Below are 18,288 nucleotides of genomic sequence, written 5' to 3' on the forward strand. Positions count from 1 at the left end.
CCGACAGCACCGCCGACAGCGCGGCCACCGTTCGCCGCAGAAAATTCACTATGCGTTGAGTTTAAGCTCGTGCCAGAAGGGCGTCAACGGGCGCGACGCGGATCCCTGGCCAATGCCACCGACTCGCGGTCCCGCACCGCATGGACACGGTGCGCACCCCGCTTCGAGCGAGGCCTCCTCCGAGCGGCCGACCAGCCGGAATGTGATCGGAAAGGCGGGGTTCACACGACGTACAACCAGGCACCCGGAATGCGTTAACCCCGTGCGCATAGGCTGTTCCGCGGCCGGAAGGGCCTCACACCACATGGGGGAAGACCGTGAGTCCGTTACCAGCCGACACCGACGTGCCAGCGCGGGCGCTCCTGCCGGGAGGGACCGCGCCGCAGGCCAGGACGCTGCTGGACATCCTCGACCAGACCACGCGGCGCCACCCCCACGCGGCCGCGCTGGACGACGGGCGGACCCGTCTCGACTACACCGGCCTGCGGGCCGAGGCCGGGCGGATGGCCCTGGAGCTGCGGGCCGCCGGGGTCGGGCGCGGCGACCGGGTCGGGGTGCGGATCCCCTCGGGCACCGTCGGTCTGTACGTCGCGATCGTCGCCGTGCTCACCGTGGGCGCCGCCTACGTACCGGTCGACGCCGACGACCCCGACGAGCGGGCCGAGCTGGTCTTCGGCGAGGCGGGAGTCCGCGCCGTCATCGTCGACGGCGGGAAGATCATCCCCTACGACGGCCCCGGCGTCTCCCCTCTCGACGGCGGTCCGGCACACGACCTGACACACAGCCCGGCCGTCCCGTCTCACGGCGACGGTGGGCGGCCCGGCCCCGAGGACGACGCGTGGATCATCTTCACCTCGGGATCCACGGGAAAGCCCAAGGGCGTGGCGGTGACCCATCGCAACGCGGCGGCGTTCGTCGACGCCGAGGCGCGGCTGTTCCTCGCCGGGGAGCCCATCGGGCCCGGTGACCGGGTGCTGGCGGGGCTCTCGGTCGCGTTCGACGCCTCCTGCGAGGAGATGTGGCTGGCCTGGCGGCACGGCGGCTGCCTGGTGGCGGCACCGCGGGCGCTGGTGCGCGCCGGCATGGACCTGGGACCGTGGCTGGTCGACATGGGCATCACGGTCGTGTCGACAGTACCGACCCTGGCCGCGCTCTGGCCGGTCGAGACGCTCGACGACGTACGGCTGCTGATCTTCGGCGGTGAGGCGTGCCCGCCGGAGCTCGCCGAGCGTCTGGCCGTGCCGGGGCGCGAGGTGTGGAACACCTACGGCCCGACCGAGGCGACGGTGGTGGCGTGCGCGGCGCCGCTGACCGGGGAGGGGCCGGTGCGGATCGGGCTGCCGCTGGCGGGCTGGGATCTGGCCGTCGTCGGCAAGGACGGTGAGCCGGTGGCCATGGGCGAGACCGGGGAACTGGTCATCGGCGGGGTCGGGCTCGCCAGATACCTGGACCCGGCCAAGGACGCCGAGAAGTACGCCCCGCTCGGATCGCTCGGCTGGGAGCGCGCCTACCGCAGCGGCGACCTGGTACGGGCCGAGCCGCAGGGACTGCTCTTCGTCGGGCGGGCGGACGAGCAGATCAAGCTCGGCGGCCGCAGAATCGAGCTGGGCGAGGTCGACGCGGCCCTGCGGGCGCTGCCCGGGGTCGCCGGGGCGGCCGCGGCGGTCCGCACGACCGGTGGCGGGCACCAGCTGCTCGTCGGCTATGTCATACCCGGCGAGGAGTTCGACCAGCAGGACGCCAGGGACCGCCTCCGCCACACCCTGCCCGCCGCGCTGCTCCCCCGGATCGCTCTGGTGGACGACCTGCCGACGCGTACCTCCGGGAAGATCGACAGGGATGCCCTGCCCTGGCCGCTGCCCAAGAGGTCCGGCCCGGCCCCTACCGGGGTGCCGGACGTCGACCCGTGGGTGGCCGAGTGCTGGCTGGACATCCTCGGCGGCGTCGAGGGCGACTTCTTCGCCGAGGGCGGCACCAGCCTCGCGGCGGCCAGGCTGGTCTCGGCGCTGCGGACCCGCTACCCCGCAGTCACCGTCGGCGACGTCTACGACAACCCGACGCTGCCCCGGCTCGCCGGGCACCTGTCGGCACTCGACGCGCCGGAGATCGTGACCACCGACCGGATCGTCACGCCGGTGCCGCGCCGTGCCGCGATCGCGCAGACGGTGCTCACCATCCCGCTGCTCACCGTCGGCGCGCTGCGCTGGGTGGTGGCGCTGGCCGCGCTGAACAACCTGGTGGGCCTGCCCTGGGCCCCGGCCGTCTCGTGGTGGTGGGTGCTCGCGGGCGCGCTGCTGTTCGTCAGCCCCGCCGGGCGGATCGCGCTGGCCGCGGGCGGCGCCCGGCTGCTGCTGCGCGGGCTGAAACCCGGCACCTACCCCCGAGGCGGCGGCACGCATCTGCGGCTCTGGTTCGCCGAGCAGCTCGCCGAGCGGCTCGGCGTGGGCGAGGTGTCCAGCGCCCCGTGGCTCACCCACTACGCGCGGGCGCTCGGCGCCCAGGTCGGCGATGACGCGGACCTGCACTCGATGCCGCCGATAACCGGGATGCTCAAGCTGGGCAAGTACGCGGCGGTCGAACCCGAGGTCGACCTGAGCGGCTACTGGATCGACGGCGACCGGGTACGTGTCGGCGAGATCAAGATCGGCGCCTCCGCCACGGTCGGCGCCCGCACCACCCTGTTCCCCGGCGCGAAGATCGGCAAGAACGCCCAGGTCGCGCCCGGCTCGGCGGTGGCGGGTTCGGTGCCGTCCGGGGAGCGCTGGGCGGGCGTGCCCGCGAGCCGGATGGGCAAGGCCCGCCAGCCGTCGGCCGACCGTCCGCCGCGCTCGTGGCGCTGGGTCGCGGTCTACGGGCTGTCCGCGCCGGTCCTAGGCCTCTTCCCGGTGATCGCCATGCTGCCCGGCCTCGCCGTGCTGCTGCGCGGCGGCGCCCCCTCCCTGGCCTCCGTCCTTTCCGGGGTGCCCGTGGCCACCGTCGTCTCCACGGCCACCCTCGTCCTGCTGACCGTTGCCTCGGTGCGGCTGCTCTCGGCCGGCCTGCATGCCGGACAGCACCCGGTGCACAGCCGCCAGGCCTGGCAGGCGTGGGCGACGGGCCTGCTGATGTCGATGGCGCGGGTCTGGCTGTTCCCGCTGTACGCGAGCATGGTCACCCCCGCCTGGCTACGCGCCTTGGGTATGAAAGTCGGCCGGGACGTGGAGCTGTCGACGGTGCTGGCGCTGCCGTCGATGACCTCCGTCGGGGACGGCGCCTTCCTCGCCGACGACACGATGGTGGCGCCGTACGAGCTGGAGGGCGGCCGACTGCGGGTCGACCATGTGCGGATCGGCAAACGCGCGTTCCTCGGCAACTCGGGGATGACCGCGCCGGGGCGCAAGGTGCCCAAGGACGGCCTGGTCGCGGTGCTGTCGGCGGCGCCGAAGAAGGCCAAGGCGGGCTCGTCCTACCTGGGTATGCCACCGGTGGAGCTGCGCAGGGCCACCGAGGAGATCGACCGGAGCCGCACCTACGATCCGCCGCCGAGACTGAAGGTCGCCCGTGCCGCGGTCGAGGTGTGCCGCGTCGTCCCGGTGATGTGCACCGTCGCCGTGGCCGTGCTCGTGGCGGCGGCCCTGGAGTGGCTGGCCAGGGCGTACGGCTTCGCGGCGGCGATCGTCCTGTCGGGCGTGGTGGTGCTGAGCGGCGGGGTGCTCGCCGCGGCGGTCGCCACCGTGGCCAAGTGGGCGCTGGTGGGCCGGATCGCAGTGGGCGACCGGCCGCTGTGGAGCTCGTTCGTGTGGCGCAACGAACTGGCCGACACCTTCGTGGAGGTACTGGCCGCGCCCTGGTTCGCCCAGCGCTGGCTGGGGACGGCCCCGCTGAATGTGTGGCTGCGCTCCCTGGGCGCGCGCGTGGGCCGGGGCGTGTGGTGCGAGACGTACTGGCTGCCCGAGGTCGACCTGGTCAGCCTGGGCGATGGGGTATCGGTGAACCGGGGATGCGTGTTGCAGACTCATCTGTTCCACGACCGCGTGATGAGCATCGATACTGTCGTCATGCGGGATGGATCGACGCTCGGGCCCCACGGGGTGATCCTGCCCGCAGCGGCGATCGGGGAGAACACCACGGTTGGACCGGCCTCCCTGGTGATGCGCGGTGAGTCCGTGCCCGCCGGGACCCGCTGGTTCGGCAACCCGATCGCGGCATGGGCCCAGCGGGGATAGCGCACGAAGAGAGTGGAACAGAGGAAGCCGGTGTGGTTCTGAGCACGCCCTTTACCCCCAAGTTGTACTTCCCCATGCACGGCGACGACAGCTACCGGGTGGAGCACTACGACCTGACCCTCGACTACCGGGTGGGCCCGAACCGCCTGGGTGGCGTCGCCCGGATCTCCGCCGTGGCGCTGCGGCAGCTCACCCGGCTCTCCCTCGATCTGGGTGCCCTGCGTGTGAGCGGAGTGCTGGTCGACGGCGCGCGGGTGCGCTTCACCCATCGCGGAGGCAAGCTCCACCTGTCGCCGGTCGGGCTGCGACCCGGCCCCTTCACCGTCGAGGTCCGCTACGCGGGCAGTCCCCAGCCGGTGACCAGCCACTGGGGCGGGCTCGGCTGGGAACAGCTCACCGACGGCGTCATCGTGGCCAGCCAGCCGATCGGGGCTCCGTCGTGGTTCCCGTGCAACGACCGGCCCGACGACAAGGCCACCTACCGGATCTCGGTCACCACCGCCTCCGCGTACCAGGTGATCGCCAACGGGGAGCTGGTCGCGCGGCGGCGGGCGGCCTCGACGACCACATGGGTGTACGAGCAGATCGAGCCGATGGCCTCCTACCTGGCGAGTGTGCAGATCGGCCGCTACCAGCGGGCCGAACTGGGCCCGGGGATGGAGCTGGTCTTCCCCGCCGGACACGCCTCACGGGTGCGCCACGACTTCGAGCGCCAGGGCCGGATGATGGAGGTCTTCCGCGAGCGGTTCGGCCCCTACCCGTTCGGCTCCTACACCGTGGTGGTCGTGAACGACGAGCTGGAGATCCCGGTCGAGGCACAGGGCATGTCGATCTTCGGGGTGAATCAGGTGGACGGCAGACGGGGCGAGGAGCGGCTGGTCGCCCACGAGCTGGCCCACCAGTGGTTCGGCAACAGCCTGACGGTGACCGACTGGCGCGACATCTGGCTGCACGAGGGGTTCGCCTCTTACGCGGAGTGGATCTGGTCGGAGAACTCCGGCGGCCTGTCATCCGATGACCACGCGCGCCACTGGCACCGTTTGCTCTCCGACCTCCCCCAGGACTTCGTCCTGGCCGACCCCGGTCCCCGTCGCCTGTTCGACGACCGCGTCTACCGGCGCGGCGCGCTCACCCTGCACGCGCTCCGGCGCACCATCGGCGACGATCCCTTCTTCGCGCTGCTGCGGGAGTGGACGGCCGGGCACCGCCACGGGAGCGTCACCACCGAGGCGTTCACCGCGCTGGCCACGCGCCGCACGGTGCGACCGCTGGACAAGCTGTTCGCGGGCTGGCTGCACGACCGCCGCCTGCCATCCCTTCCCTGACCTCCACACATCGGACCACTGCTATAACGGTCCACAACTTTGTGGAGGTACAACATGCGCGTCGCGCTGCACACCCGGGTCAAGCCTGGCAGGGAGTCCGAGTACGACCAGGCGCACCGGGAGGTGCCCGCCGAACTGGTCGAGGCCATCAAGCGGGGCGGCGCGCACGAGTGGACGATCTGGCGCAGCGGCCGGGACCTGTTCCACGTGATCGAGTGCGACGACTACGAGGCGCTGCTCTCGTCGCCGGCCGGCCTGCCGGCGAACATCACCTGGCAGGCTCGGATGGCCGAACTGCTCGAGGTCACGCACGACTACTCCGAGGACGGCGCGGGCAAGGGGCTGCCCGCGGTATGGCGACTGCCCTGAGACCCGCTCCCCTCCGAACGGTGTCCGGCGCGGCCGGGGACGCGATCGCTATCGTGGGTGGATGCCTCCCGCCCTGCGCACCCGTCTGCTCGCCGCGCTCGCCGCGGCCCTGACCATCGCCGCCGGGCTGACCGTCCGCGCGGTCACCGGCGGCTGGTTCGGCAAGTACGCGGGCGACGCCCTCTACACCGTGCTGGTGTACGCGCTGATCGTGCTGGTGTGGCCCCGGATCACGCCGGTGCGGGCCGCGCTCGGCGCGCTGGCGTTCAGCTGGGCGGTCGAGCTCGCCCAGCTGACACCCGTGCCGGCCGCGCTCTCCGAGGTGAGCGTGGTGGCCAGGCTGGTGCTCGGCAGCACGTTCGGCGCGGCCGACCTGGTGGCCTACGCGGCCGGGGCCGCCCTCGTCGCCTCGGCCCACACCCTGCTCAGGCGACGGCGCGAGCCGGTGACCACGCCGCCCTGACCATCACCGGGCGGGCCGTATGATTTCGGGACCATGCCTGAAGGACACACCATTCATCGACTGGCCGAAGAGCACCGGCGGGCGTTCGGCGGCCGCGAGGTCCGCGCGGAAAGCCCCCAGGGGCGGTTCGCCGCCGGGGCGCTGCGGATCGACGGACGGGTGCTCACCGAGGCCGACGCCCACGGCAAGCACCTGCTGCTCGGCTTCGACGACGAGCGATGGCTCCACGTCCACCTGGGCATCTACGGCAAGTACGCCTTCGGCCCGGTTCCCGTGCCCGCGCCGACCGGGATGGTGCGGCTACGCCTGAGCAATACCGGCGAGTACGCGGACCTGCGTGGCCCCAACACCTGCGAACTGCTCGACCCGGCGGGAAAGGCCGCGCTGCACGCCAGACTCGGACCCGACCCGCTGCGCGCGGACGCCGATCCCGAGTCGGCCTGGCGGCGGATCGGCCGCAGCCGCACCTCCGTGGGGGTCCTGCTGATGGACCAGTCGGTCGTCGCGGGCGTGGGGAACATCTACCGGGCCGAGGCACTGTTCCGGCAGGGCGTCGACCCGTCACGGCCCGGCCGCGACCTCACCCGCGAGCAGTGGGAGGCGATCTGGGCGGATCTGGTGCTGCTGATGGCCGACGGTGTCCGGGTGGGCCGCATCGACACGGTCAGGCCCGAGCACACTCCGGAGGCGATGGGCCGTCCGCCCCGCGTCGACGACCACGGTGGCGAGGTCTACGTCTACCGGCGTTCCGGCATGCCCTGCTTCCTCTGCGGCACCGAGGTGCGCACGCAGGTGCTCGCCGGGCGCAACCTCTTCTGGTGCCCGGTCTGCCAGACCGGCTGACGGCGACGCACCGGGCGGCAGCGGGTTCGGGCCGCGAACCTGGGCGAGATCAAACAATCTCCAAGCGGGCACCAAGAACCGGCGGCCCTCCTGTCGTTTCCCCCTCGGCGCTCCCGCCGGGCCGACCCTCCGCGGTCGCCGGCGGCCGGTTCGGCGAGCACATGGGCGACGCCCTCCGCACCGTGCCGGTGTGGCCTAGTCATTCTTAAGTAACCGACAAGTGCTCCGGGTCACGCTGCCGATCATGAGTGCTAAAAGGATCATGGGTTCCGCGGCGTTACTCGCCCTGGCGGCGAGCCTGACCGTCTCGACCGGCACCGGCACCGCCACGGCCGCGGCCTCGACGGCCCCGAAGAACTTCGACTTCAACGGCGACGGCTACAACGACATGGCCGTCGGCCTGCCGCAGCAGGCCGCCCCCGCCGGCAGTGCCAACACGGGCATGGTCGCCGTCCTGTACGGCGGGCCGAATGGGTTCACCGGCCAGAAGCTCCTCCGCCCCCCTACTGACTGCTCGGTCCCGACCTCCTCCGGGTCGTCCTCCGCCTGCAACTCCTGGGGGGAGCAGCTGGCGGCCGGCGACATCACCAAGGACGGCAGAACCGACCTCGTCGCAGGCAGCCGTTGGTACTCCATCGTCAACTCGTGGTCGTCCGCGGGGGTCGCCCAGAACAGGCACTACTTCACCTCCAGTCTCTACAACGGCTGGGAGAACAAGGGGCTGCTGCGGGTCGGTCAGTTCGACAACCAGCCCGGAGCCGACATCGTCAAGCCGATGCGCGCGTACTACTTCTCCGGCGACGGCATGATCGGGTGGTACAACGGAGCCGCGGAGGCCACCTACCAGGCCCTTCCCCCCGTCGCGAACCCGACCAGCGCGTCCGTCGTGGCGAGCGCCTCCGGTGACGTCAACGGCGACGGGAAGACGGAACTGGTGTACGTCAACGCCGGCGACACCGTCGACCTGGACGTCATGTCCCCCCCGCACACCTCCCCGCTGCAGAACGTCGTCCTCGCCTCGGCGACGCCCTCCAGCCAGAGCGTCCCGCAGAAGAGCTCCCGCCTCGAGATGGGCGACGTCAACGGCGACGGCAACGACGACGTGATCCTGGTCACCCCGAGCCTCGGCTCCCTGCAGGTCTGGTACGGCTCGCCCACCGGCCTGGCCACCACCCCGGGTTTCTCCACCAACCAGCTGACCTGGCTGAACACCGGAAGCCTCGGCAGCGACCGCGGCCTGTCCGTCGGTGACGTCAACGGCGACGGCGCCGCCGACATCGCCATCGGCGTCGCCGACGCCACCGTCTCCGGCAAGGCCGGCGCCGGCATGGTCGCGGTGATCCCCGGCTCCGCCAACGGCCCGGTGCTCACCGGCACGCAGTACATCACCCAGGACAGCCTCGGCTCCACCCCGGCCCCCACTCCCCCGCTCGTCGACCCCGTCGGCGAGCAGTCCAAGGCGGGCGACGGCTTCGGCTACAACGTCTCGATCATCGACGTGACCGGCGACGGCAAGGGCGAGGTCATCGTCGGCACCCCCGGCAAGAACGGCAACGTCGGCATGCTGGCCGTCCTGCGCGGCTCGGCCACCGGCGTCTCCGCCACCAACGCCCAGGTCGTCCACCCCGGCGGCGTCGGCATCACCTCCGCGACCCGCTTCGGCGTGTTCCTCCTGCGCTGAGACCGGCGCACCTCCTGACCCCGAAGAACGGCCGACGGGGGCCGCGAAGACATCTCGCGGACCCCTGAGGCGCCGCCCCGCGAACCGAGGACGGCCACCGAAGAGAACTCACCGGCTCTGGCCGGGCGCGCTCACATCAGGGTGCGGGCCGTCCAGAGTTCGGGGAAGACCTCCCGCCGCATGCTCCGCTCCAGCCAGCTCAGGCCGCTGGATCCGCCGGAGCCGGGCTTGGCGCCCATCGAGCGGCGTACCGCCATCAGGTGCCGGTAGCGCCAGTCGGAGAACTGCTCGGCCAGGTCGGTCAGCGTCTCGGCCAGCGGGGCGAGCGGCCCGGCGTAGACCTCGACCCAGACCGCCTCGACCTCGGCGCTTGGCTCGTACTCCGCGGCGAGGTCGCGTTCGAGCACCGAGGTGGGGATCGCGTGGCCCGCGCGGGCGAGCATGGCGAGCACCGAGTCGTAGAGGCTCGGCCGGTGCAGCGCCTCCACCAGCTCCCGGTGCGCCTCGGGGTTGCGGCGGTGCGGCCTGATGAGCGCCTCGGACTTGTTGCCGAGCAGGAACTCCACATGGCGGTAGAGCGCGGACTGGAAACCCGATCCCTCGCCGAGGGCGTCACGGAAGGTGTTGAACTGCGCCGGGGTCAGCCAGCTCAGCGCGGCCCAGGCGGCGTTGAGCGCCTCGAAGTGCCGTACCGTGCGCCTGATCGTCCACGTCGCGGCGTTGACGTCGTCCTCGTCGAGCTGCCGCTGGGCCAGACGCCACTCCGAGCGGAGCAGCCCGAAGTAGAGCTCCATCACCTGTGTGGTGACCAGGAACGCCAGTTCCTCCGGGGCGTCGGTGACGGTGTGCTGAAGATCATGAAGGGCGGCGGTGCCCACGTATTCGTCGTAGGGCGTGCCGGCTTCGAAGCCCAGCGTCGGCAGCCCGTCGTTGGCCTCCGCACGCGCCTTGCGGTCCTGCTCCGTGAGCTGCTTGATAGCGGTCATCGCTCCTCCTACGCCTGTACACCCCCATAGTGCTCCGTATCGGTCTGTACGAAAATAATGCAGGAAAGGTGATTATTGGGTTGTGCCTTCGGAACGGAAGGCATCAAGCAGATCAACTTACGGCATGACGGAGCGTGATCGTGGACGCGATGGACTGGGCACTGCTGGCCGAGTTGCAGCAGGACGCGCGACTGTCCTACAGCGAGCTCTCCCGGCGGGTGCACCTGTCCGCCCCGGCGGTGGCGGAGCGGGTACGGCGGCTGGAGGAGACCGGGGTGATCACCGGTTACCACGCCCGGGTCGACGCGTCACGGGCCGGGCGCGGGGTGGCCGCCCTGATCAGGATGTCGTGTTACGGCCCCCGCTGCGTGCTCCGCGACGAGCAGGCACTGGCCTGGCCGGAGATCCTTGAGGTGCACCGGGTGACCGGTGACGCCTGCTGCCTGCTGCGGGTCGTCACCTCCTCGATGACGACATTCGAGGAGATGATCGACCGGCTCGCTCCGTACGGTCACCCGTCGAGCATGATGGTGCTGTCCAGCCCCGTCCCCTGGCGCCCCCTGTCGTCCGGCTGAGACCCACCGCCGCGTCAGGTGACCTTGCCGTGCTCGGCGATCGCCCCGGCGGTGGCCCGCCAGATCGGCGACGCGGGGTCGATGACGTCGAAATGATCACCCGACATTTCGAGATATATCACCTGATCGTCTGACTCCTGAGCGGCTCGCGCGTAGCGACGGCTGAAGTCGACCAGGTCCAGGTCGTCCCCACCCCCCTGCACGATGAGCTGGGGCACTCCCAGCGGAAGTCGCTCCAGCGGCCCCGACCGCAGGTAGGTCTCGGGCACCTCGGCGGCGGATCCGCCGAGCGCCGCGGCGACCGCGCCGGAACTCATGTGCCTGCGGTCCCCCTCGGCCAGGTCGAGCACCCCCGCCAGGGAGACCGCCAGGGTGATCCGATGGTCGTCGGCGGCGGCGCGGAGGGCGAGCTGCCCGCCCGCGGAGTGGCCGATCACCACGAGCGGGCCGCGGGCGCCCTGTGCCGCGAGAGCGATGCCCCGGGCGACGTCCGCGGTGGTCGCGTCCCAGCCGTGCAGGTCGGGGCGGCGGTATTCGAGATTCCAGGCGGCGAACCCGCGCTCGGCGAGGTCGATGGCGAGCGCGTCCATCAGGTCCGCGCCCCAGATCGAGCGCCAGAAACCGCCGTGCAGCAGCACCGCGACGGGTGTCTGTCCGTCGGCCTCGGGCGAGGGCGCCTGCCCCGGGGTCCCGTACGGCGGCCGTATCTCCGCCCACTGGTCGGGGTGGTCACCGTAGGCGACCCGGTGCGCCGGTCGGCGCAGCCGGTGTACGGCGTGCCTGATCGCCCAGGTCAGCCCCCAGATCCCCCGCCCGTGCAGGTGGGTGCCCGACGCGCCGTCCGCCGCCCCGGGGAGCGGGGCCTCGGACTTCGTCAGGTCGAGCCAGACCGCCTCGGGATACTCGGCGAACAGGCCGCGGGCCCCCGGATCCGGACCCGGCATGACGACCAGGGCGCCGGGAGACTCCAGCGCCGCCCGGAAGCCCGGCAGGTCGGAGGTCATCGACACCGTCCCGCCGACCCCGAGGGCCGCGAACTCACGGTCGGCCACCTCGGTGAGCAGGCGGAGGTCCGCGACCAGGCCGGGGCCGGCGACCACGAGCACATGCAGATTCGAAGGAATCATCCGCCTATTCTGCCGCATTACTCCGTGATTACGGTCTGCGGATATACACCCGTATCAGCAGCTCCTCGGCGTCGCCCAGGCAGAGCTCCGCGGGGACCGCCGAGGCCGGGGCGAAGGCGGCGCAGGCCGACGCCGGAGTCACATGGCATCCTGGGCCTGGGCAGGCGCGAAGCGGTGCATATAAGATCATTAAATGATGGTATGTCCGCTTATTGGAATGATCTCTAGTCCTGGAACTCCCGAGAGGTTAGCGTCTGCGCATGCGCCACGTTGAGATCTCGGGCAAGAGACTCCGGTTGAGGGAAGTCACCATCGCGGACGTGGACGCCCTGCACGCGGTATACGGCGACCCCACTGCCACCGAGCACCTGCCGTTCGACCCCCGCACCCGCGAGGAGGTCGAAGAGTCGATCATCGAGGCGATGAAGTCCTCGGAGACCGAGCCCCGGCGTCTCTACGTACTGGCGGTGACCGACCTCGACGGCTGCGAGGCCTTCGGCGTCGCCAGGCTGCACATCGAGGCCGACCACCCGCACAGCGCGGAGATCGGCCTCGGGCTCCGCCCCGACCACTGGGGCCGGGGCATCGGCACCGACCTGATCCGGCTGATCCTCGCGTTCGGCTTCCGCGATCTGCGCCTGCACCGCATCTGGGGTGCCCGCTCCCCGGCCAACACCGCCGCCCAGCTGGCGATGCTGGTCGCCGGAATGGTCGAGGAGGGCCGGATCAGGCACCACGTCCGGGCCCGCGGAGCCTGGCGCGACTCCATCGTGCACTCGGCCCTGGAGGACGAATGGGAAGGTCACCGCGATGTCTGACCTCGGAGGATCCTCCGGTCGCGCACCGAAGGGAGACACCGATGATCCCGCGCACCCCACCTTTCATAATGTTGTGACGGAAATGCCGCCGTTTCCGGTCACGGGAAGAGTCAAATGGCCCTAGAGTCCGCGCATGTGAGTGAGAGTCCCATCCTCCCCGTACGAGGGCGCCCGGTACGGCCCTCCGGCAGGCACCGCAGGCCCGTGCCTTCCCAGCTCCCGCCCGAGGCGCCGGCACTGGTGCTGGCCACGCTCGGCGACGCCTCCGGCACCGCCGCGGAGCTCGCGGCCCTCATCCGGGTGGACAACCCGCAGATCCAGGTCAGACTGGCCGGGCTCGGCGAGGACGCCAAGGAGCTGACCTCCGAGCTGGAGTCAGCTGCCAGGGAACGGCCCGAGGACGCCACGGCCGCCATCGTGGTACCGCTGCTGACCGGCCCGCACCCGGTCGCGGACCGGCTGATCTCCATGGCTGTCGCGGCCAGCGGCGTGCCGGTGACGGTCACCGACCCGCTGGGGCCGCACCCGCTGCTCGCCGAGGCACTGCACATCCGGCTGTCGGAGAAGAGCCTGGCCCGGGCCGACCGGATGCGGCTGCTCAACGTCTCCAATCCGGTCGACACCCCGGTCGACGGGGTCATCCTCGCCACCGTCGGCGGAGAGAACGCGGTGGCGGAGGCACAGCCGACGGCCGTGCTGCTGGCCTCTCGGCTGACGCTGCCCGTCCTGGTCGCCTCGCTGGACAGCGCACCCACCGTAGCCGACGCCGCCGGGCGGCTCCGCGGCATCGGCGCCCAGCGGATCGCCCTGGCCCCGTGCGTCCTGGGTCCCGAGGCGGCCCCGGGGCTCGCGAGCGCGGCGGCCGAGGAGATCGGGGCCGAGTGCGCCGACCTCCTCGGCTCCCACGACCTGATCGCGGATCTGGCCGCCCGCGCCTACGGAAGCATCCTGTCGGCGGACTGAGCGACCCTAGGTGACGGATCCCCTCTGACGGGTAATGACCTGCGTAAGTTGTCAGAGGGGACAGATCATGCTGTACGGAAAAGAACATGTTGCGCGGTACCAGGCGACCGATGGTGCAGAAGGACACGAGTGGCAGGGCACCACCACCCTGATCCTTACCACCACCGGTCGCAGGAGCGGCGAACGGCACGACACGCCGCTCATCTACCAGCGCCACGGCGACGACTTCCTCGTGGTGGCCTCCAAGGGCGGCGCCGACAACCCTCCGCTGTGGTACCTCAATCTCCAGGCCGACCCCGAGGTCGGGGTCCAGGTACTGGGCGACCGCTTCACGGCCAGGGCGCGCACCGCCACCCCGGAGGAGAAGCCCGAACTCTGGCAGATCATGACGGCGGCCTGGCCCGCCTACGACGAGTACCAGACGAAGACCGGCCGGGAGATTCCGGTGGTCGTGCTGGAACGCGTCACCGCATGACCGGCGTTACGGCGACCGGCCGGGTTCCACCACGTTCGGTCGTGCCGACGCGCATCGCCCTGTGAGCTGGGACCGGGGTGAGAACCGGGTCAGGGCTCCAGCCAGACGTAACCCGCGAACCTGCCGGTCGTGCCCTCCCTGCGGTGCGAGAACAGGTCGGCGGTCTCGATGGTGCAGCGGGTGTCGTGGATGATCTCTCCGACACCCGCCCTGCCGAGCTGCGAGGTGATCGCGGCCCGCAGGTCCAGTGCCGGGGTGTCCCTGGAGGTGATCGACCACGCCTCGGGGAGGTGCACCGCGACCTCCTCGCGCAGCTCGGCCGGAACCTCGTAGCAGGTACCGCAGGCCATCGGGCCGATCAGGGCGGTCATCCTCGCCGGGTCCGCACCGCGCTTGGCCATCTCCTCGACCAGGGCCGTGACCACGCCGGACACGGTGCCGACCCTTCCTGAGTGCGCGGCCCCTACCAGGCCCGCCCGTGGCTCGGCCAGCAGGACGGGCGCGCAGTCGGCGCAGAGCGCGGCCAGGCCGAGACCCGGCACGTCGGTGCAGATCCCGTCCAGCGGCGGCGGATCGTCACCGAACGGCTCGCTGACGTAACGGACGTCGGCGCTGTGAACCTGCCGCATGAACACGACCCGTTCCAGGCCGAACTCGGCGGCCGTCCTGGCCCTGTTCGCCGCGACCGCGCCCGGTTCGTCACCGCACAGCCCTCCGAGGTTGCGGCTGCTGTACGGCTCGACGCTGACGCCACCATGACGATCGGTGATCCTCATCTGAAAGTTCACGGCCCGACCTTACTCGCCCAGGAACCTCGTTCCCCGGACGTTCGTTTCACAGGAACACAGATCCCCCGAGAGATTGCGAGCGTCATGGCGGAGGTTGTGTACGACCGCAAGGAGCAGTACCAGCAGATCGCGAGCGGTCTCATGCCCGGCGAGCAGATCATCGCGGTCTACGACGCCATCGGCACGGGCACCGGCTTCCTGGGGCTCACCGACAAGCGTGTGATCGTGCAGGACAAGTCGTTCGTCGGCAAGAGGATCGCCATCACCAGCATTCCCTACTCCAGGGTCTCAGCGGTGAGCGTGGTGAGCAACAAGTCGCTCGCCGGCTCCTTCTTCTCCTCCGGTGCCATCGCCATCCACGTGGGCACCCACACCTACGAGGTGGAGTTCCGGGGCGACAACAAGGCGCACCACGTGCACAACGTGATTCTGCACTTCATCGCCGCCTGAGGAATCCCTCACCTCCCGGCGGAAGCCGTCGTCCGGCCGTCCGCGACCCGCCGGTAGAGCTCCATGGTCCGCTCGGCGATGCGCTCCCAGGAGAAGTGCTCCACCGCGCGGAGGCGCCCGGCCTCGCCCATCCGGGCCGCGAGGGCCGGGTCGGCCAGCAGCCGGTTGACCCGCTCGGCGAGGTCGGCGGCGAAGACGCCGGGATCGTGCGAGGTGCCGTCGGCCGCCTGGTCGATCGGGACCAGCAGGCCGGTGGAGCCGTCGGCCACCACCTCGGGGATGCCACCGGTGGCGGTGGCCACGACCGCGGTCTCGCAGGCCATGGCCTCCAGGTTGACGATGCCCATCGGCTCGTAGACCGAGGGGCAGACGAACACCGTCGCGTGGGTGAGAATCTGGATCACTTCGGGGCGGGGCAGCATCTCCGAGATCCAGACGACGCCCTCACGATCGAGCCCGCGCACCAGTTCGGTCACCTCGGCGGCGATCTCCGGGGTGTCGGGCGCGCCCGCGCACAGCACCAGCTGAGCGTCGGGGTTGAAGTCACGGGCCGCGTGGAGCAGGTGGACGAGGCCCTTCTGCCGGGTGATGCGCCCGACGAAGACGACGTACGGCCGGCTCGGGTCGATGCCGTGCCGGACCAGGGCGTCGGTGCCGCGGTCGGGGGCGTACTCCCCGGTGTCGATCCCGTTGTGGATCACCGTGACCCTCTCCGGCGGGATCTCGGGGTAACTCGCCAGCACGTCGCGGCGCATCCCCTCCGAGACCGCGATGATCGCGTCGGCGCCTGCCAGCGCGCCGCGTTCGGCCCACGACGACAGCGTGTAACCACCGCCCAGTTGCTCGGCCTTCCACGGCCGCAGCGGCTCCAGGCTGTGCGTGGTCACCACGTGGGGCGTTCCGTACAGCATCTTGGCCACGTGGCCGGCGAAGTTGGCGTACCAGGTGTGGCTGTGGACCAGGTCCGCGCCCTCGCATCCGGCGGCCATCTCCAGGTCGACACCGAGCACCTGGAGCGCGGCGTTGGCCGCCTCCAGGCCGCCGGGCACCCGGTAGGCCGCGACGCCCTCCTCCTGCCGTGACGCTCCGAAGCAACGGACCCGGGTGTCGGCGAGCCTGCGCAGCTCCCGGGCGAGGTACTCAACGTGGACTCCCGCACCTCCGTACACGTCGGGGGGATATTCACGGGTCAGTAGATCCACTCGCATACGATTAGCCTAGTGTTTTCATCCCTGTTCATCAGGTTAAGGTCCACACATGAGAGTCCTCGCGATCGTGCTCGCCGGCGGAGAAGGTAAGAGGCTCATGCCTCTGACAGCTGATCGAGCGAAGCCCGCGGTGCCTTTCGGGGGGATATACAGGCTCGTCGACTTCGTACTGTCCAACCTGGCCAACGGTCACTACCTTCAGATCGTCGTGCTGACGCAGTACAAGAACCACAGTCTCGACCGGCATATCTCCCGAACCTGGCGCCTGTCGGCGATGCTCGGCAACTACGTCACCCCGGTCCCCGCCCAGCAGCGTCTCGGGCCACACTGGTTCTCCGGCTCCGCCGACGCGCTGTTCCAGAACCTGAACCTGATCTACGACGAGATGCCGGACCACGTCATCGTGTTCGGCGCCGACCACATCTACCGTATGGACCCGCGGCAGATGGTGGAGCAGCACATCGAGACCGGGGCCGACGTGACCGTGGCCGCGATCCGGCAGCCGCTCTCCCTGGCCGACCAGTTCGGGGTCATCGAGGCGGACCCGGCGGGGCGGCGGATCGTCGCGTTCCGCGAGAAGCCGAAGGACGCGGTGGGCCTGCCGGACGCGCCCGACCAGGTCTACGCGTCGATGGGCAACTACGTCTTCAAGACCCAGGCGATGATCGACGCACTCAGGGAGGACGCGCTCGACCCGACGAGCAAGCACGACCTGGGCGGCAACATCATCCCGATGATGGTGAAGTCGGGCAGCGCGGAGGTCTACGACTTCGCCGACAACATCGTGCCCGGCTCCACCGAGCGCGACCGGGGCTACTGGAGGGACGTCGGAACGCTCGACGCCTACTACGAGGCCCACATGGACCTCATCTCCGCGCATCCGGTCTTCAACCTCTACAACAATCACTGGCCCATCTACACCGGTCACGATCCGCTTCCCCCGGCCAAGTTCGTGCACAACGACGGCGACCGGGTGGGCCGGGCGATCGACTCCCTGGTCTCCTCGGGCGTGATCGTCTCCGGTGGGCTGGCGGAGCGCTCGATCCTCTCCCCCGGCGTGGTGCTGCACTCCCACTCCCAGGTCGAGGACTCGGTCCTGATGGGCAACGTGAAGGTGGGCCGGGGCGCCATCATCCGCAAGGCCATCATCGACAAGAACGTGATCATCCCGGACGGCGCCAGGATCGGCTTCGATCTCGAGTACGACCGCAGCCGGTTCGCGGTGACCAGGGGCGGCGTCGTCGTCATCGGCAAGAACGAGATCGTCGAACGCTGACCCGGCCCCGCCCGGTTCGGACGACGTCGACGGTCGGGCCAGGACGCGATCCCCACCATCCACGACCTCGGCCCTGACCCGGATCCGGGAGCGCCACAAGCCGTCGCCGACCGCTGGCGGCCTCACCACACCTGGACCGCGCCGGAGCCGCAGGTTGACAAGTCCCACCGCAACGGAGATCGTTTCCCCGGAATGGATCGGCCCTTCCTCGGGCCGGCAGCGGAAAGGTACGGTGACGTTGATCATCGGTGTGCCGCTCTTCGGTGTTCTCCTCCTGGCCGCAGGTGTTTTCTGGGCCCGCCGAAGCTATGTGGTGATCACCGTTGACGGAACGAGCATGACGCCGACCCTGACCGACGGCGACCGCGTCCTGGTGCGGCGGCGACGGCTCGATCAGGTGGGCCGGGGCGATGTCGTCGTGCTTGAGCCTCCGCTGGATCCTTCCGGTCGATACATGCCCGGGCCGTCCGGTCCGGACGGCCGACGCTGGAACATCAAACGGGTCACCGCGTTGCCCGGTGATCCGGTGCCGGCGGGGATCGCGGCCAATGCCGGCGTGGCTCAGGTGCCTTCCGGGGCGATGGTGGTTCTCGGTGACAACCCGGCGGGCAGTGTCGACTCCCGGCAACGTGGGTTCTTTCCCGCGGACCAGGTGCTCGGTGTCGCGCTGCGCCGGTTGGGGGGACCAGCCCTGTAGCCGACGCCGGCAAGGAAGGAATGACCTTGAGGTTTCGAC

At 70.6% G+C, this 18,288-nt stretch carries 17 protein-coding genes; 13 read left to right on the forward strand and 4 right to left on the reverse strand.

Annotated features, from left to right (window positions below):
- Positions 1-317 precede the first annotated feature (317 nt).
- The 6 genes from ABT130_RS16245 to ABT130_RS16270 all read left to right on the forward strand — a co-directional run bounded on the left by ABT130_RS16245 (position 318) and on the right by ABT130_RS16270 (position 8,886).
- Complete coding sequence (locus ABT130_RS16245) at positions 318-4,205, forward strand: Pls/PosA family non-ribosomal peptide synthetase (protein ID WP_350956182.1); 3,888 nt, start codon at positions 318-320, stop codon at positions 4,203-4,205.
- 32 nt (positions 4,206-4,237) lie between these two features.
- On the forward strand, positions 4,238-5,530 hold the full coding sequence (locus ABT130_RS16250; RefSeq protein ID WP_350919930.1) for a M1 family metallopeptidase: 1,293 nt from the start codon (positions 4,238-4,240) through the stop codon (positions 5,528-5,530).
- 54 nt (positions 5,531-5,584) lie between these two features.
- Entirely contained in the window at positions 5,585-5,899 is a 315-nt protein-coding gene (locus ABT130_RS16255) for an L-rhamnose mutarotase (RefSeq protein ID WP_350956184.1), read from the forward strand.
- 61 nt (positions 5,900-5,960) lie between these two features.
- Positions 5,961-6,362, forward strand: coding sequence for a ribosomal maturation YjgA family protein (locus tag ABT130_RS16260; RefSeq protein WP_350956186.1), 402 nt, complete (start codon positions 5,961-5,963; stop codon positions 6,360-6,362).
- A gap of 33 nt (positions 6,363-6,395) precedes the next feature.
- Positions 6,396-7,205, forward strand: coding sequence for an Fpg/Nei family DNA glycosylase (locus tag ABT130_RS16265; protein ID WP_350956188.1), 810 nt, complete (start codon positions 6,396-6,398; stop codon positions 7,203-7,205).
- A gap of 244 nt (positions 7,206-7,449) precedes the next feature.
- Entirely contained in the window at positions 7,450-8,886 is a 1,437-nt protein-coding gene (locus ABT130_RS16270) for an FG-GAP-like repeat-containing protein (protein WP_350956190.1), read from the forward strand.
- Positions 8,887-9,017: 131 nt separating this feature from the next.
- On the opposite strand, the gene ABT130_RS16275 is transcribed toward ABT130_RS16270, so the two are convergent.
- The gene (locus ABT130_RS16275) at positions 9,018-9,872 is read right to left on the reverse strand and encodes a tryptophan 2,3-dioxygenase (RefSeq protein ID WP_350919945.1); all 855 of its coding nucleotides are present in this window, start codon (positions 9,870-9,872) and stop codon (positions 9,018-9,020) included.
- A 149-nt stretch (positions 9,873-10,021) separates the two neighbouring features.
- On the opposite strand from ABT130_RS16275, the gene ABT130_RS16280 reads away from it, so the two are divergent.
- Entirely contained in the window at positions 10,022-10,447 is a 426-nt protein-coding gene (locus tag ABT130_RS16280) for an Lrp/AsnC family transcriptional regulator (protein ID WP_211263939.1), read from the forward strand.
- Between the two features lie 14 nt (positions 10,448-10,461).
- Here the strand turns inward: ABT130_RS16280 and ABT130_RS16285 are convergent, their stop codons facing one another.
- On the reverse strand, positions 10,462-11,574 hold the full coding sequence (locus ABT130_RS16285) for an alpha/beta hydrolase (protein ID WP_350956192.1): 1,113 nt from the start codon (positions 11,572-11,574) through the stop codon (positions 10,462-10,464).
- Between the two features lie 260 nt (positions 11,575-11,834).
- Here ABT130_RS16285 and ABT130_RS16290 point away from each other — a divergent pair, with 260 nt between their 5' ends.
- From ABT130_RS16290 to ABT130_RS16300, 3 genes are all read left to right on the forward strand, one after another.
- A complete protein-coding gene (locus tag ABT130_RS16290) occupies positions 11,835-12,392 on the forward strand; it encodes a GNAT family N-acetyltransferase (protein ID WP_350919951.1) in 558 nt (185 codons plus the stop codon).
- Positions 12,393-12,527: 135 nt separating this feature from the next.
- On the forward strand, positions 12,528-13,355 hold the full coding sequence (locus ABT130_RS16295; protein WP_350956194.1) for a sirohydrochlorin chelatase: 828 nt from the start codon (positions 12,528-12,530) through the stop codon (positions 13,353-13,355).
- A gap of 67 nt (positions 13,356-13,422) precedes the next feature.
- Positions 13,423-13,830: a nitroreductase family deazaflavin-dependent oxidoreductase gene (locus ABT130_RS16300; RefSeq protein WP_350919957.1), complete on the forward strand. Its 408-nt coding sequence runs from the start codon at positions 13,423-13,425 to the stop codon at positions 13,828-13,830.
- 89 nt (positions 13,831-13,919) lie between these two features.
- Here the strand turns inward: ABT130_RS16300 and pgeF are convergent, their stop codons facing one another.
- The gene (pgeF, locus tag ABT130_RS16305) at positions 13,920-14,606 is read right to left on the reverse strand and encodes a peptidoglycan editing factor PgeF (protein ID WP_350956250.1); all 687 of its coding nucleotides are present in this window, start codon (positions 14,604-14,606) and stop codon (positions 13,920-13,922) included.
- Positions 14,607-14,702: 96 nt separating this feature from the next.
- Here pgeF and ABT130_RS16310 point away from each other — a divergent pair, with 96 nt between their 5' ends.
- Positions 14,703-15,068 carry a PH domain-containing protein gene (locus tag ABT130_RS16310; RefSeq protein ID WP_350919960.1) on the forward strand — a complete coding sequence of 122 codons (366 nt, stop codon included), beginning with the start codon at positions 14,703-14,705 and terminating at the stop codon, positions 15,066-15,068.
- 8 nt (positions 15,069-15,076) lie between these two features.
- Here ABT130_RS16310 and glgA read toward each other — a convergent pair whose 3' ends face one another.
- Complete coding sequence (gene glgA / locus ABT130_RS16315; protein ID WP_350956196.1) at positions 15,077-16,276, reverse strand: glycogen synthase; 1,200 nt, start codon at positions 16,274-16,276, stop codon at positions 15,077-15,079.
- Between the two features lie 49 nt (positions 16,277-16,325).
- Here glgA and glgC point away from each other — a divergent pair, with 49 nt between their 5' ends.
- Together glgC and lepB are read left to right on the forward strand one after the other, a co-directional pair.
- On the forward strand, positions 16,326-17,552 hold the full coding sequence (gene glgC / locus ABT130_RS16320) for a glucose-1-phosphate adenylyltransferase (protein WP_350919965.1): 1,227 nt from the start codon (positions 16,326-16,328) through the stop codon (positions 17,550-17,552).
- Between the two features lie 232 nt (positions 17,553-17,784).
- Complete coding sequence (gene lepB, locus ABT130_RS16325) at positions 17,785-18,249, forward strand: signal peptidase I (RefSeq protein ID WP_350956198.1); 465 nt, start codon at positions 17,785-17,787, stop codon at positions 18,247-18,249.
- The last annotated feature ends 39 nt before the right edge of the window (positions 18,250-18,288 follow it).

It is taken from the genome of Streptosporangium sp. NPDC001681, from assembly GCF_040298085.1.
GTDB lineage: Bacteria > Actinomycetota > Actinomycetes > Streptosporangiales > Streptosporangiaceae > Streptosporangium.